Source organism: Streptomyces sp. NPDC008079 (assembly GCF_042957385.1).
Classification (GTDB): domain Bacteria; phylum Actinomycetota; class Actinomycetes; order Streptomycetales; family Streptomycetaceae; genus Actinacidiphila.
Genome location: NZ_JBIBIC010000007.1, coordinates 261651 through 276283, shown reverse-complemented (window position 1 = coordinate 276283; position 14633 = coordinate 261651). Strand labels below are relative to the sequence as shown.

Annotated in this window: 14 protein-coding genes; 11 read left to right on the top strand and 3 right to left on the bottom strand. The window is 73.1% G+C overall.

Features of this window, described 5'->3' with window-relative positions; translation table 11 throughout:
• The first annotated feature begins 4 nt into the window (after nucleotides 1-4).
• Nucleotides 5-901: a class E sortase gene (locus tag ACFZAM_RS17915; protein WP_391047091.1), complete on the top strand. Its 897-nt coding sequence runs from the start codon at nucleotides 5-7 to the stop codon at nucleotides 899-901.
• A 205-nt stretch (nucleotides 902-1106) separates the two neighbouring features.
• Nucleotides 1107-1961: a fumarylacetoacetate hydrolase family protein gene (locus ACFZAM_RS17910; RefSeq protein WP_355343134.1), complete on the top strand. Its 855-nt coding sequence runs from the start codon at nucleotides 1107-1109 to the stop codon at nucleotides 1959-1961.
• A gap of 72 nt (nucleotides 1962-2033) precedes the next feature.
• Here the strand turns inward: ACFZAM_RS17910 and ACFZAM_RS17905 are convergent, their stop codons facing one another.
• Complete coding sequence (locus tag ACFZAM_RS17905; protein ID WP_391047087.1) at nucleotides 2034-2624, bottom strand: GNAT family N-acetyltransferase; 591 nt, start codon at nucleotides 2622-2624, stop codon at nucleotides 2034-2036.
• Between the two features lie 282 nt (nucleotides 2625-2906).
• On the opposite strand from ACFZAM_RS17905, the gene rox reads away from it, so the two are divergent.
• Nucleotides 2907-4334: a rifampin monooxygenase gene (gene rox, locus ACFZAM_RS17900; RefSeq protein ID WP_391047084.1), complete on the top strand. Its 1428-nt coding sequence runs from the start codon at nucleotides 2907-2909 to the stop codon at nucleotides 4332-4334.
• A 113-nt stretch (nucleotides 4335-4447) separates the two neighbouring features.
• Here rox and ACFZAM_RS17895 read toward each other — a convergent pair whose 3' ends face one another.
• On the bottom strand, nucleotides 4448-4930 hold the full coding sequence (locus ACFZAM_RS17895; protein WP_391047083.1) for a heme-degrading domain-containing protein: 483 nt from the start codon (nucleotides 4928-4930) through the stop codon (nucleotides 4448-4450).
• Nucleotides 4927-5991 carry a Gfo/Idh/MocA family oxidoreductase gene (locus ACFZAM_RS17890; RefSeq protein ID WP_355343143.1) on the bottom strand — a complete coding sequence of 355 codons (1065 nt, stop codon included), beginning with the start codon at nucleotides 5989-5991 and terminating at the stop codon, nucleotides 4927-4929. The genes ACFZAM_RS17895 and ACFZAM_RS17890 overlap by 4 nt, the downstream gene beginning before the upstream one ends.
• Nucleotides 5992-6296: 305 nt before the next feature.
• On the opposite strand from ACFZAM_RS17890, the gene ACFZAM_RS17885 reads away from it, so the two are divergent.
• The 8 genes from ACFZAM_RS17885 to ACFZAM_RS17850 all read left to right on the top strand — a co-directional run bounded on the left by ACFZAM_RS17885 (nucleotide 6297) and on the right by ACFZAM_RS17850 (nucleotide 14560).
• Nucleotides 6297-7550, top strand: a complete 1254-nt coding sequence (locus tag ACFZAM_RS17885) for an ROK family protein (RefSeq protein WP_391047199.1) — start codon at nucleotides 6297-6299, stop codon at nucleotides 7548-7550.
• 69 nt (nucleotides 7551-7619) lie between these two features.
• Entirely contained in the window at nucleotides 7620-8384 is a 765-nt protein-coding gene (locus tag ACFZAM_RS17880) for a GntR family transcriptional regulator (RefSeq protein ID WP_355343149.1), read from the top strand.
• A 132-nt stretch (nucleotides 8385-8516) separates the two neighbouring features.
• Nucleotides 8517-9635 carry a TIGR03364 family FAD-dependent oxidoreductase gene (locus ACFZAM_RS17875; RefSeq protein WP_391047079.1) on the top strand — a complete coding sequence of 373 codons (1119 nt, stop codon included), beginning with the start codon at nucleotides 8517-8519 and terminating at the stop codon, nucleotides 9633-9635.
• Nucleotides 9636-9640: 5 nt separating this feature from the next.
• Nucleotides 9641-10411: a phosphonatase-like hydrolase gene (locus tag ACFZAM_RS17870; protein ID WP_391047076.1), complete on the top strand. Its 771-nt coding sequence runs from the start codon at nucleotides 9641-9643 to the stop codon at nucleotides 10409-10411.
• On the top strand, nucleotides 10408-11565 hold the full coding sequence (locus tag ACFZAM_RS17865) for an ATP-binding cassette domain-containing protein (RefSeq protein ID WP_391047074.1): 1158 nt from the start codon (nucleotides 10408-10410) through the stop codon (nucleotides 11563-11565). The genes ACFZAM_RS17870 and ACFZAM_RS17865 overlap by 4 nt, the downstream gene beginning before the upstream one ends.
• Complete coding sequence (locus tag ACFZAM_RS17860) at nucleotides 11558-12580, top strand: 2-aminoethylphosphonate ABC transporter permease subunit (RefSeq protein WP_391047073.1); 1023 nt, start codon at nucleotides 11558-11560, stop codon at nucleotides 12578-12580. Before ACFZAM_RS17865 ends, ACFZAM_RS17860 begins: the two co-directional genes overlap by 8 nt.
• Nucleotides 12567-13364, top strand: a complete 798-nt coding sequence (locus tag ACFZAM_RS17855; RefSeq protein ID WP_391047071.1) for an ABC transporter permease subunit — start codon at nucleotides 12567-12569, stop codon at nucleotides 13362-13364. Before ACFZAM_RS17860 ends, ACFZAM_RS17855 begins: the two co-directional genes overlap by 14 nt.
• A 107-nt stretch (nucleotides 13365-13471) precedes the next feature.
• On the top strand, nucleotides 13472-14560 hold the full coding sequence (locus ACFZAM_RS17850; RefSeq protein ID WP_391047068.1) for a 2-aminoethylphosphonate ABC transporter substrate-binding protein: 1089 nt from the start codon (nucleotides 13472-13474) through the stop codon (nucleotides 14558-14560).
• Nucleotides 14561-14633: the final 73 nt, after the last annotated feature.

Here is a 14633-nt window from a genome sequence, read left to right as displayed (position 1 = left end):
CGATGTGACGGTTCGTCAGATACGGCACGGCCGGCGGGGTGCGACGTCCAGGCGGGGGTCGGGCCCGCCCCGGCGGCGGCGCGTCGTCGCCTACGGGCACGGCTACGGCCGCCGCTACGGGCAGGCGTACGGCCCCGGTTACGGCCGCGGGCCCCGTCCTCGGCGCTCGCTGACCGGGCGGCTGCTGTGGGCGGCGGCCGAACTGGCCATGACCGCGGGGGTGCTCGTACTCCTGCTCGTCGTCCACCAGTTGTGGTGGACCAATGTGCAGGCGCACGCGGCGGCCCGGCGCGAAGTCGCCGCGCTGGAACGGAGTTGGGGCACGTCGTCGCCCTCTCCCGCGGCGCCCTCGCCGGGGGCCGGCGCGCCGAGTGACGATCCGGCCGTCACGCCGAGCGGCCCGGCCCCGTCCGCCGCCGCGCCGCCGCCCTCCTCGAAGGGCGGCACCCGCGATCCGGGCTTCGCCGTCATCCACATTCCCCGGATCGGGATCACCGCGCCGATCGCCGAGGGCATCAGCAAGTCCGCGATCCTCAACCACGGTTACGTCGGCCACTACCCCGGCACCGCGGGGCCCGGCGCCACCGGCAACTTCGCCCTCGCCGGGCACCGCAACACCCACGGCGAGCCGTTCCGCTACATCAACCGGCTCCGCGTCGGCGACACCGTCGAGGTCGAGACGGCCGCCTACCGCTACACGTACGTGATCCGTGAAGTCCTTCCCCAGACGTATGCCTCCGACGGCACCGTCATCGCGCCCATTCCCTACAGCTCCGTCCACTCCTCCGCCCGTATGCGCGGGGTCGCGCACTACATCACGCTCACCACCTGCACTCCCGAATTCACCTCCCGCTACCGCCTCGTCCTCTGGGGCACCCTCCAATCCACCGCCTCCCGCTAGGGCCTGTCCGGGGCCCGGGCCCGTGCGGACCTTCTGCCAGAGCGGCTGTCCCACGGGGTGGGCCGGGGGTTGCGCGGGCCGGGGGCGGAGTTGGAGGATCGGACAAGACATCCGATGACCGTTCCCACCGGGTGCCGACCGATGACCGAGCCCCGGACCGGGGCAGGTCGCCCAGAGGCGACCGGAAAAAAATGGGAGTACCCACGTGAAGCTGCTGCGAGTCGGCCCCGCCGGGGCGGAGCGCCCGGCCCTGCTCGACGGAGACGGTGTCCTGCGTGACCTGAGCGGTCTGGTGACCGACATCGACGGGAAGCTCCTCGCCGATTCGGCGGCGCTCACCGCGGTGGCCGAGGCCGCGGCCGACGGCTCGCTCCCGTCGCTCGACCCGTCGCTGCGGGTCGGCCCGCCGCTGTCCCGGATAGGCAAGATCGTCTGCATCGGGCTCAACTACCACGACCACGCGGCCGAGACCGGCGCCCAGGCGCCGGGCGAGCCCGTCGTGTTCATGAAGGCCCCGGACACGGTCGTCGGCCCCGACGACACGGTGCTGGTGCCGCGCGGCAGCGAAAAGACCGACTGGGAAGTGGAGTTGGCCGTCGTCATCGGCCGCGAACTGCGCTACGCCGCCTCGCACGAGGAGGCGCTGGCCGCCGTCGCGGGGTACACCATCGCGCACGACGTCTCCGAGCGCGCGTTCCAGATCGAGCGCGGCGGCCAGTGGGACAAGGGCAAGAACTGCGAGACCTTCAACCCCCTCGGCCCCTGGCTCGTCACCGCCGACGAGGTCCCCGACCCGCAGGCCCTGCGCCTCCGGCTCTGGGTCAACGGCGAGCTGAAGCAGGACGGCTCCACCGCGAGCCAGATCTTCCCCGTCGCCGAAGTCGTGCGCTACCTCAGCCACTTCATGACGCTCTACCCCGGCGACGTCATCAACACCGGCACCCCCGCCGGTGTGGCGATGGGCCAGCCCGAACCCAAGCCGTACCTCCGGCCCGGCGACGTCGTCGAGCTGAGCATCGACGGACTCGGCACGCAGCGCCAGCAGTTCACGTCCGCCTGACCCCACCGCGCGGCCGTTGACCGGCATGCGCACAGCGGGCCCGCCCCCCGGGCGGGCCCGCCCCGAAGCCCGTCACGCCGTGACGAAGTAGGGCTCACGCCCTGCCGCCCGCTCGTTGGCCTCGAATTCGACCGCGAGCAGCCCGAAGTGATGCACGTCCCGATAGGCGCCGCCCTGGAACACGTGCTCACGCTGCACGCCCTCCGCGGTGAAACCGAGTTTGCGCTGGAGCGCCAACGACCCCTCGTTGCCTCCGTAGACCTCGGCACAACAGCGGTGATACCGCCGTTCCCCGAACATGAACGACAGGACCAGCCGCATGGCCTCCGACGCGTAGCCGCGGCGCTGGTACGCGGCACCGAGATGAATGCCGTAATGGAAGTTGCCGTTCAGCCGGTCGCAGTCGTTCAGCACGACAGCACCCACCGGCTTCCCGCTGTCCAGCGCCTCGATGACGAGCAGGTACTCGTCCTCCGTACGGCTCGGCCCTTTCTCGCTCTGCTCTTGAAGGCGCTTGCGAGCCGCGGCCGCGGAAATCGGCAGCATCAGCCGCTCACCGTCCCGTTGCGTCTCCGCCTCGGACTCGAACGCGGCCAGTTGCTCCCAGTCCTCGGGCTCCAGGCCCCGCAGGCGCACCCGCTCGCCCGTCCAGAACCGCGTCACTCCACCCATGCTCAGCCCCCGCCGTCTGTCGCTGTCTCGCGCGGGCCATGACGTCGACCCGGTCCGGGCTGCCAGCGTACGGGGGTGGGCCGGGCTGAATTCCGGGGTGCGGAGGCCGGGCATGCGAATGGGCAAGGAGAGTGGGTACTCCTTGCCCTTCTTAAGGTATAGCGCAAGGGGGGCCTTGCGGCAAGGGGGTGCTGGGGTCGCACAATGGGCGGCCGGAGGCCAGAGGTGCGGTGAATCTGGCGGAATGCACGGCTTTGTGGACGGGGACATCTGATGGTGGACGTGACCGTCGTCGGCAGTGGGCCGACGGGGTTGATGCTGGCGAGCGAGCTGCGGTTGCAGGGCGTGGACGTCGTGGTGCTGGACCGGGAGGCGGAGCCGACGTCGTTGGTGCGGGCGCTGGGGCTGCACGCGCGGAGCATCGAGATCATGGACCAGCGCGGGCTGCTCGAGCGGTTCCTGGCGCTGGGGACGCAGCACCGGGTCGGGGGATTCTTCGGGGGGCTCGGCAGGGAGTGGCCGCGGCGGCTGGATACGGCGCACGGATACGTGCTGGGGATCTTCCAGACGGTCACCGAACGGCTGCTGACCGAGCACGCGCGGGAGCTGGGCGTGGAGTTCAGGCGCGGCTGCGAGGTCGTGGGGCTGAGCCAGGACGACGAGGGGGTGACGGCGGAGCTGGCGGACGGGTCGCGGCTGCGGTCGCGGTACCTCGTGGGGTGCGACGGCGGCCGGAGCACGGTGCGCAAGCTGCTCGGCATCGGATTCCCGGGGGAGCCGAGCAGGGTGGAGACGCTGATCGGCGAGATGGAACTGGACGTCGACCAGGAGACGTTGGCGGCCGTGACGGCCGAGGTGCGCAAGACCGAGAAGCGCTTCGGGGCGATGCCGCTCGGGGACGGGACGTACCGGGTGGTCGTGCCCGCGAAGGGCGTCAGCGAGGACCGGGCGGTCCCGCCGACGCTGGAGGACTTCAAGGAGCGGCTGACGGCGTTCGGCGGCACCGACTTCGGCGTGCACTCACCGCGCTCGCTGTCGCGGTTCGGCGACACGACCCGCCTGGCGGACAGCTACCGCGTGGGCCGGGCGCTGCTGGCGGGGGACGCGGCGCACATCCACCCGCCGACCGGCGGCCAGGGCCTCAACCTCGGCGTGCAGGACGCGTTCAACCTCGGCTGGAAGCTGGCCGCCGCCGTCAACGGCTGGGCCCCGGAAGGGCTGTTGGACACCTACGAGACCGAGCGCCGCCCGGTGGCCGCCGCCGTACTGGACAACACCCGCGCCCAGATGGAGCTGATGTCCACCGAGCCGGGAGCCATGGCGGTGCGCCGACTGCTGTCGGAACTGGCCGAGTTCGAGAACGTCAACACGTACCTGATCGAGAAGATCACCGCGATCGCCATCCGTTACGACGTCGGCGAGGGGCACGAACTGCTCGGCCGGCGGCTGCGCGACGTGGAGTTGAAGCGCGGCCACCTCTACGGGCTGATGCACCAGGGGCGCGGTCTGCTGCTCGACCGGACCGGCGCGCTCTCGGTCGACGGGTGGGCGGACCGGGTCGACCACGTGGTCGACGTCAGCGAGGAACTGGACGTCCCCGCCGTCCTGTTGCGCCCGGACGGCCATGTCGTGTGGGTCGGCGAGGACCAGGCGGACCTGCGCGCCCTGATGCCGAAGTGGTTCGGGGCCCCCGCCGACTGAGCGATCACGCCGACTGAGCGATCACGGCGACCATGAAGCTCACGGCGACCGTCAAGCTCACGGCGACCGACCGTCAAGCTCACGGCGATCACGGCCACCCACCCCGCTCGCCGTCAGGCGCCCGCCTCCGCCAGATAGCGGGTGAGCGCCGCCACGACCAGCGCGTGGTCCTCGACCTGCGGGAGGCCGGAGACGGCGACGACCCCGACCACGCCGACTCCCGCCACCCGCAGGGGGAACGCGCCGCCGTGCGCCGCGTACAGGTCGGGGTCGAGCCGCGAGGACTCCTCGAAGCTGCCGCCCTTGGCCCGGAACCGCTCGCCGACCAGCAGTGACGAGGCGTGGTAGCGCTCGACGACCCGCGCTTTACGGGCCAGCCAGGCGTCGTTGTCGGGGGTGGTGCCGTCCAGGGCGTGGTGGAAGAGCTGCTGACCGCCGCGCCGGATGTCGACGGTGACGGCGGCGCCGCCCTCGCGGGCCATCTCGACCAGCAGGGAGCCGAGCCGCCAGGCGTCGTCGTGGGTGAACCGGGAGAACACCAACTCCGCTTCCTGCGCCACGAGTTCGGCGACGCGCTCGCCACCGGGCGCGGTCACAGCGCCACCGTCCGGCCCTGCGCGGCCGAGAGCTTCGCGGCCTCCAGGACGTCCAGGGCGGCGGCGGCCTCCAGCGCCGTGACCGGCGGCGGGGTGCCGTCGCGCAGGGAGGCCAGGACACCGGCGTAGAAGGCGGGGTAGTCGCCGGGCACGGACGGCACCCGGCGCGAGTTGTCGTCGGTGCCGACGGTGCCCCACGAGGACTCCGGCTCCGCGCCCCACGCCGTGCCCTCGCCGGGGCGCAGGCCCTCGCGCAGCGCGGCCTCCTGGGGGTCAAGACCGTAGGTGACGTAGCCGCCGAGGCTGCCGAGGACGCGGAAACGCGGCCCGAGGCGGGCGGTGGTGGCGCTCATCCACAGGTGGGAGTGGACGCCGTTGGCGTGGGTGACGGCGATGAAGGTGTCGTCGTCCGCGGCGGCACCGGGTCGCTGGACGTCGGACTCGGCGTACACCAGGGCGGCCGGGCCGAACAGCGCGAGCGCCTGGTCGACGAGGTGGCTGCCGAGGTCGTACAGCAGGCCGCCGATCTCGGCCGGGTCGCCGGACTCGCGCCAGCCGCCCTTGGGCTGCGGGCGCCACCGCTCGAACCGTGACTCGAAGCGCTGCACCTCGCCCAACTCGCCCTTGTCCAGCAGCCCTTGGAGGGTGAGGAAGTCGCTGTCCCAGCGCCGGTTCTGGAAGACGGAGAGCAGCAGGCCGCGGCGCTCGGCGAAGGCGGCCAGTTCGCGCGCCTCGGCCGCGGTGCCCGCGAGCGGCTTGTCCACCACGACCGGCAGCCCGGCGTCCAACGCGGCGGTGGCCAGCGGCACATGGGTGCGGTTGGGGGAGGCCAGGACGACCAGGTCCAGCTCGGACGCGCGCGCCCACAGCTCGTCGGCCGCGGCGGCGAAGCGTACGTCCGGGTGCTCGGCCAGCGCCTGGGCGCGGCGCTCGGGGCTGCCGGTGACGATCGTGTCGAGGACCAGGCCCTCGGTGGCGGCGATCAGCGGGGCGTGGAAGAAGGAGCCGGCCGGGCCGTAGCCGACGAGGCCGACGCGAAGGGGAGTGCCGGGGGTGCTCATGCCCTCCACTTTGGCAACAGTGTTGCCAAAGTGCAAGCGTGCGGGACAATGGCGGGGTGAACCCGTCCGCGCCCGGCGCCAACCTCCCCGCCCTCCGCAGCCACAACGCCGCGCTCGTCCTCGGCCTGCTCCGTACGGCCACGCTGTCGCCCGCCGACGCCGGCACGGACAGCGGCGGTACGGACAGCCGGGGTACGAGCGGCGGAGGCACGGACAGTGGGGGTACGAGCGGCGGCGGAACGGGCGGCGGCGGAACGGGCAGCGGCGGTACGGGCAGCGGCGGTACGGACGGCCGCGCGCGGGGCATCAGCCGCCTGGAGCTGGCCGAGCGGACCGGCCTCACCCCCCAGGCGGTCAGCAAGATCACCGCCCGGCTGCGGGCCGAGGGGCTGGTCGAGGAGGCCGGGCGGCGCGCCTCGACCGGCGGCAAGCCGCGCACCGAACTGCGGCTCGTCAGCGGCGCCCGGCACGCAGTCGGCGTCCACCTCGACGGGGAACGGCTCACCGCCGTCCTCACCGACCTCACCGGCCGTACCGTCGCCGAACGCGAGGCGCCGCTGGACCTCGGCCTGCCCGTGGAGTCCGCGCTCGCCGCGATCGTCCACGAAGTACGGCTCATCGCCGCCCGCGCCCCCGGCGCCGTCCTCGGCGTCGGCGTCGGCATGCGCGGCCCCCTCGACCACCGCACCGGCACCCTCCACCGCGTCACCGGCTTCCCGCACTGGCAGGGCGTCCCGCTCCGCGCCCGCCTGGCCGCCGCGCTCGGCCTCCCGGTCGCCCTCGACAAGAACACCAACGCGGCGGCCCTGTCGATCCTGGCCGAGGCCGTCCCGGCGGGAAGCGTCCCGACCGGGGTCGTTCTGGCCGGGACCGGGGAGGGCTCACCGCCCCCGGCCGCCGCCCCCGGCGAGTGGTCCGCACCGACGGAGTCCGCCCCGGCCCCCGTCACAGCCCCGGCCCCCGTCACCGCCCCGGCCCCCGGAGCCGGTCGTCCCGCGTCCGAAGCCGGTGGTCGCGGGACGGAGTCCGACCCCGCCCCTGGCGGCGAACCGCCGACGACGGCGGAGTCCGCAGCCGCCCGTCCCCGCCCCGCCGCAGGCGGCCCCCCGGCCTTCGCGTATCTGCACCTCGGGGCCGGGCTCGGCGCCGGGCTGGTGCTGGGCGGGGAGGTGTACCGGGGCGGGCGGACCGGGGCGGGGGAGTTCGGGCACCAGGTGGTGGAGCTGGGCGGGGTGCTGTGCGAGTGCGGCAACCGGGGCTGCCTGGAGGCGCTGTGCCTGGCGGCGGCCGGGCGCGGCGACACCGTGGGCGCGGCCCGGCTGCTGGGCGTCGGGGCGGCGAATCTGGTCGCGCTGCTCGACATCGACCGGGTGGTGCTGGGCGGCAGGACCGTACTGGCCGCGCCCGCCGTCTTCGCGGAGCAGGTCGCGGCCGTGCTGGCCGAACGCGGCCGGAGCGTGCCCGTGGGATTCGCCGCGGCGGGCCCCCGCGCGGTGGCCGAGGGCGCCGCCCTGCTCGTCCTGGCCCCGCTCTTCGGCAATGTCCTCACCCACGCCTGACGCGTCCCCGCCCGCCCGTGAGCAGGGCTCCGGGACCGGGCACCCCGTCCGGTCTGCGAGGATCGGGCAATGGCCGACGCAGATCCGCAGAGCCCGATCCGGGCGGGCATCCCGGAGCACGGGCGGGTGCCGAAGTACTTCGCCGTCAAGACCCGCCTCGAAGTCGTGCTCGACGAGTTGGGCGAGGGCGGACTGCTGCCCACGGAGCGGGAGTTGGCGGCCCGCTTCGAGGTGGCGCGGGAGACCGTACGGCAGGCGCTGCGCGAACTGCTGATCCAGGGCCGGGTGCGCCGCAGGGGCCGCGGCACCGTCGTGGCCGGGCCCAAGCTGGAACAGCCGCTGTCCACCGACAGCTACACCGAGGGCGTACGGCGGCAGGGCCGCGTCCCCGGCCGTAATCTGATCGCGCTGGAGCGGCTGCCCGCCGACCCCGGTCTCGCCGCCGAACTGCGGCTCGCGCCCGGCGACCCGGTGTGGCACATGGAGCGCGTGCTGCTCGCCGACGAGGAGCGGGTCGGCCTGGAGAGCACGTATCTCGCGGTGGCCCGACTGCCGCACCTGGAAAGGGACTTCGCACCCGACACCTCCTTCTACGCCTTTCTGCGCGAGCGGATCGGCGTCGAGCCGGTCTCGGTGGACGAGCGGATCGAGACGGTGCTGGCCACACCGCGCGAGGCGCTGCTGATCGGTACGCCGCCCGCGCTGCCGATGCTGCTGCTGCACCGGTCGAGCCGGGACGAGGCGGGCGAGCCGCTGGAGCGGGTGCGGTCGCTCTACCGCGGCGACCGCTTCAGCTTCACCGTCCACATGGAGAAGAGCGACCGGCGGGGCTGAGGTCCCCGGTGGCCGACGTCCCCTTTTTAGTCACGAAATGATAACGGGTCTAGTCCAAGCTTGGAGACCTGTTCACCCGGACGTCGGTAGCCGGACGCGAGACGGCCACCCTCCGCCGCGAATCTCGACGGCGTGAGAGTCACTGTCGTAGGAGCCGGAGCGCTGGGCACGATGCATGCCTGGCACGCAGTCAACCGCGGCCACGAGGTCGTCCACCTGGAGCGCGAGCGGGAGGCCCGCGGCGCGTCCGTGCGCAACTTCGGCCTCGTGTGGGTCGGCGGCCGGGCGGCCGGTGCCGAACTGGAGACCGCGCTGCGCGCCCGCGAGCTGTGGGAGGGGATCGGGGCTCGCGTGCCCGGCGTCGGCTTCCGCGCCAACGGCTCGCTCACCGTGGTCCGCACCCCGGCCGAGCGGGCCGTCGCCGAGGACGTCCTGGGCCGCCCCGACGCCGCCGAGCGCGGCTACAAGTGGCTGTCGCCCACCGAGGTCGCCGCCCACAACCCGGCCCTGCGCGGCGAACTCCTCGGCGCCCTGCTCTGCGAGCGCGACGCCGCCGTCGAGTCGCGCGTCGCCCTGCCCGCCCTGCGCGCCCACCTCGAAGCGACCGGCCGCTACACCTTCGTGGCCGGCCGCGAGGTCCGCGACGTCGACACCGGCCTGGTCCGCGACGATCACGGCACGTCGTACGCCTCCGACAGCGTCGTCGTCGCCACCGGCGCCTGGCTGACCGGTCTCGTCAAGGAACTCGCGCCGAGCCTGCCGGTACGCAGGGTCCGGCTCCAGATGGCGCAGACCGACCCGCTCGGCGAACCGCTGACGACCTCCGTCGCCGACGCCGACAGCTTCCGCTACTACCCCGCCTACGACGGCGCCGCGCTCGACGCCCTGCGCGCGGGCCAGCCGCAGCCGCCGGTCGCCGCCGAGCACCGCATGCAACTGCTCATGGTCCAGCGCCTCGACGGCGGCCTCACCATCGGCGACACCCACGAATACGACGAAGCCTTCGCCTTCGACGTGATCGAGGACCCGTACGACCACCTGCTGGAACGGGCCGCCGAACTCCTCGGCCGCCCCCTGCCCAAGATCCGCCGCCGCTGGGCCGGGGTGTACGCGCAGTGCGCCGACACCACCCGGGTCGTCCACCGCGAGCAGGTACGCGACGGCGTGTGGCTGGTCACCGGCCCCGGCGGTCGCGGCATGACCTGCTCCCCGGCGATCGGCGAGGACACCGCGAACGAGATCGGCTGGTGAACGACATGACCGAGACCACGGCGGCTGCCGCCGCCCCCGCACCCACGGAGCCGGGACCCGCCGCCTCCGCCTCCGCCCCAGGCGATACGTCCGACCTGCGGCTTGTCGTCCTCGACATGGCCGGGACCACCGTCGCCGACGACGGCCTGGTCGAACTGGCCTTCTCGCGGGCGGCCGAGGAGCTGGGGGTCGAGCCCGGCAGCGCGGACCACAGCGCCAAACTCGACTACGTACGCGCCACGATGGGCGAGTCCAAGATCACCGTCTTCCGCGCCCTGTTCGGTGACGAGCGGGCGGCACGGCGCGGCAACGCGGCGTTCGAGACCGCGTACGCCGCACTCGTCGAGGGCGGCCGGTGCGCGCCGCTGCCCGGCGCGCGCGAGACGATCGACGCGCTGCGCGAGGCGGGCCGCAAGGTCGTCCTGACCACCGGCTTCTCCCGCGTCACGCAGGACGCGATCCTCGACGCGCTCGGCTGGCGCGACGTCGCCGACCTCACCTTGTGCCCGGCCGACGCGGGCCGTGGCCGCCCCTACCCCGACATGGTGCTCACCGCGCTGCTGCGCACCGGCACCGACTCCGTCCGCCAGGTCGCGGTGGCCGGCGACACCGCCTACGACATGCTCAGCGGCGTCCGCGCGGGCGCCCCGCTGGTCGCGGGCGTCCTGACCGGCGCTCACACCGAGGCTCAGCTCATCGCCGCGGGCGCCACCCACGTCCTGGCCTCGATCGCCGAACTCCCCGCCGCCGTCGCCCGCCGGGAGACCCCGCGATGACCGCCGCCGACCACCCGGCGGCGGAGCCGACGCCCGCGCCCCCGCGCGCGGGCACGACCGGCCCCGCGGGCATCCGGTTCGCGCAGGTGACCGTCGCCTACCACGGCCAGACGGTGCTGGACTCGCTCGACCTGACCGTCGAGCGCGGGGAGGTCATGGCGCTGCTCGGCCCGTCGGGGTCGGGGAAGACGACGGCGCTGCGGGCGGTGGCGGGGTTCGTGCGGCCGGTCAGCGGGCGGGTGGCGATCGGGGGACGGGACGTGACGGACCTGCCGCCGTACCGGCGGGGCATCGGGATGGTGGTGCAGCAGTACGCGCTCTTCCCGCATCTGCGGGTGGACCAGAATGTGGCGTTCGGGCTCAAGGCGCAGAAGGTGCCGCGCGGCGAGGTGCCCGGGCGGGTGGCGGACGCGCTGGAGATGACCGGCATGGCCGCGTACGCCCGGCGCTATCCGCGGGAGCTGTCCGGCGGGCAGCAGCAGCGCGTGGCCATCGCCCGCGCGCTGGCGATCAGGCCGGGGGTGCTGCTGCTCGACGAGCCGCTGTCGGCGCTCGACGCGCAGCTCCGCTCCGGGATGCTCACCGAACTGGCCCGGCTGCACCGCGAGTTGCCCGAGGTCTCGATCCTGTACGTCACCCACGACCAGATCGAGGCGCTGACGCTCGCCGACCGTATCGCCGTCCTGGACAAGGCCAGGCTCCGGGACTGCGGCACCCCGCGCGACCTCTACCGGCACCCGCGCACGGCCTTCACGGCCTCCTTCGTGGGCAACGCCAATCTGCTGAACGTCAGCGCGGGGGAGGACGGCGCCGTACGGCTGGCGGACACCACCCTCCAGGTGGCCGCGAGCGGTACGGACGGCCCGGCGCCTGGTGCCGAGGCGACGCTGTGCGTCCGCCCGCACGCGCTGCGGCTGGCCGCCGCATCCGGGGAAGGCGGCGGCAACGTCCTGCGCGGCACCGTCACCGCCGTGCAGTGGCGCGGCCACACGCACCGGCTGCTCGTCGCGGCGTACGGGCACGAACTGCGCGCCGACGTCGGGGACTTGCGGCAGCCGCCGCGGGCGGGCGACGAGGTCGGGCTGACCTTCGCGGCCGAGGACGCGGTGCTGCTGCCCGCGGGGCTCGGCGCGGGAGGTGTCGGCGTTGGCTAGGACGACGCAGGCGCCGCTCGTACCGGAGGCGAAGCCGGACGCCACACCGGGCGCCCCACCGGACGCGAAGCCGGACGCCACACCGGACGCCACACCGGCCGCGCGCACCGCCACGTCCGCCGCGGACAAGGGCGGTTCGCGGCGGCTGACCGTGCCCGGCCCGCTCTGGGCCCTGCCGCCCCTGGCCGCGATCGGCTTCTTCTTCCTCTATCCGCTCTTCCTCGTCGGCAAGCAGTCCCTCTCACCGGACAGCGGCGGCCACTCCGTGTCCGCGTACACCGACGTGTTCACGGAGGAGTCGTTCCGCAAGGCGCTGTGGAACACCGTGTGGATCGCGGTCGGTTCGACCGCGGGCTGTCTGGTCCTCGGCTTCGTCCTGGCCCTGGTGATCGCCTTCGTGCCGTTCCCCGGCGGCAAGGCGCTCAGCCGCTTCATCGACATCTTCCTGGCCTTCCCCTCCTTCCTGATCACCCTCGCTCTGCTGTTCCTCTACGGCACCGTCGGCATGGCCAACGGCCTGTGGACGGACGTGACGGGCGGCGCGAGCGGCAGCGGCCCGATCGACTTCCTGCGCACACCGTGGGGCGTACTCCTGGCGGAGATCACGTACTTCACGCCCTTCGTGATGCGCCCGCTGCTCGCGGCCTTCTCCCAGGTGGAGACCGCCCAGTTGGAGGTCGCCTCGTCGCTGGGCGCGCGGGCGCCGCGGATCGTACGGCAGGTGATCCTCCCCGAGGCGCTGCCGTCGCTCGCGGCGGGCGGCAGCCTCGTCCTGGTCATGTGCCTCAACGAGTTCGGCATCGTGCTCTTCACCGGCGCCAAGGGCGTCACCACCCTGCCGATGCTCGTCTACAGCAAGGCGATCCTCGACGGCGACTACCCGGGGGCGTGCGTCGTCGCGGTCGTCGCCGTCGTGCTGTCGGTGACGCTCTACGGCCTCTACCGGGCCGCCGTGGCCCGTACCACCACCCTCGCAGGAGGCTTCACCGGAGGTGCCCGCCGTGCTGGTGCATAGCCGCAGCGGTCGCTGGACGGCCTGGGCCGTCTTCTTCGTCCTGTTCCTGCCGGTCTTCGCGCTGCCCTTCCTCGTCGTGCTGATGGCGTCCTTCGCCACCAACTGGAGCGGCGCCTTCCCGTCCCACCCGACGCTGACGCACTATCAGGACATCACCAAGGGCGACTCGGCGCACGCCCTGACCACCAGCCTGTGGACGGCGCTGGCCGCCAGCGTGCTGGCCCTGCTCGTCGGCGGCTGGGCGGCGCTCGCCGCCGAACGCCTGCGCGGCTGGCAACGGCGCCTGCTCGACACCCTGTTCATGCTGCCCGTCGCCGTGCCGTCCGTCGTGGTCGGCCTGTCCCTGCTGGTCGCCTTCTCCAAGCCGCCGCTGCTGCTCAACGGCACCCGCGAGATCGTGATCCTGGCCCACACCGTCCTGGTCACCGCCTTCGCCTACCAGTCCGTGAGCGCCGCGCTCGTCCGCCTCGACCCGGCGTACGAGCAGAGCGCCGCGAGCCTGGGCGCGCGGCCCGCGTACGTGCTGTGGCGGATCAGGCTGCCGCGGCTGCTGCCCTCGCTCACCGCCGCCGCCGGACTCTGCTTCGCCCTGTCCATGGGCGAGTTGAGCGCCACGATGATGCTCTACCCGCCCGACTGGCTGCCGCTGCCGGTCCAGATCTACGGCGCGACGAACCGCGGTTCGCTCTACTCGGGCGCCGCCCTGGCCGTCGTCCTCATGGTGACGACCCTGCTCGTCCTGCTCGGGATGTCCCGCGTCCGCACCCGGGCCTCCTACCGCTGAGCCCCGCCGTTTCCCCTTCTCCCCGGTCCGTTTCCCCTTTTCCCCATCTTTCCCTTTCCCCTTTCTCCTTCCCGATTGACCACACCCAGCAAGGAGTTCGACCTGCCATGCGCAAGCGCAGCCCCATCACCCCGCTCACCGCCGTCGCCGGCACCCTCACGCTCGGTCTCGCCCTCGCCGCCTGCGGCGGCTCCTCCGACTCCGGCTCCGGTTCCTCGGACGGCAAGGCGTCCGCCGAGGTCACCGTCTACAGCGCCGACGGCCTGCACAACGAGGCCGGGGACGGCTTCTACGACAAGGTGTTCAAGGACTTCACGGCGAAGACCGGCATCAAGGTCAACTACGTCGAGGGCGGCTCGGGCGAGGTCGTGCAGCGCGTGATCCGCGAGAAGTCCAACACCAAGGCCGACCTGATCGTCACGCTGCCGCCCTTCATCCAGCAGGCCGACGCCAAGGGGCTGCTGACCACGTACAAGCCCGCCGGTTCCGACAAGGTCGACGCCGCCGACAAGGGCGCGGACGGCGACTGGACCTCGATCGTCAACAACTACCTGTGCTTCATCTACAACACCAAGGAACTGCCGACCCCGCCCAAGACCTGGAACGACCTGCTGGACGGCAAGTTCAAGAACAAGCTCCAGTACTCCACCCCCGGTGTCGCGGGCGACGGCACCGCCGTCGTCATCAAGGCCATGCACGACTTCGGCGGCCAGGCCCCGGCGATGGAGTACCTGAAGAAGCTCCAGGCCAACAACGTCGGCCCGTCCGCCTCCACCGGCCAGCTCGCCTCCAAGGTCGACAAGGGCGAACTGCTGGTCGCCAACGGCGATGTGCAGATGAACTACGCGGACCAGGCGACGATGCCGCACCAGGGCATCTTCTTCCCGGCCGCCGACGCCTCGGGCAAGCCGACCACCTTCGCGCTGCCGTACGCGGCCGGGCTGGTGAAGAACGCGCCGCACGAGGACGCGGCCAAGAAGCTGCTCGACTACTTCCTGACCACCGAGGTCCAGCAGGAGGTCTCCTCGATCGGCGGCGGCTTCGCGGCCCGCACCGACGTGACCGCGACCGACGCCAACGCCGCCAAGCTCAAGCAGATCATGTCGGGCGTGGACGTCTTCACCCCCGACTGGTCCGACATCGACGCCCACCTGACCGACTACGTGGACGCGTGGAAGACCGCCACCGGAAGCTGACTCCTGGCCGAGCGGCAGGTCACCGGTCAGCCGGCCGTTGGCTGACCGGAGGACCGCCGTGACGCGGCGGCCG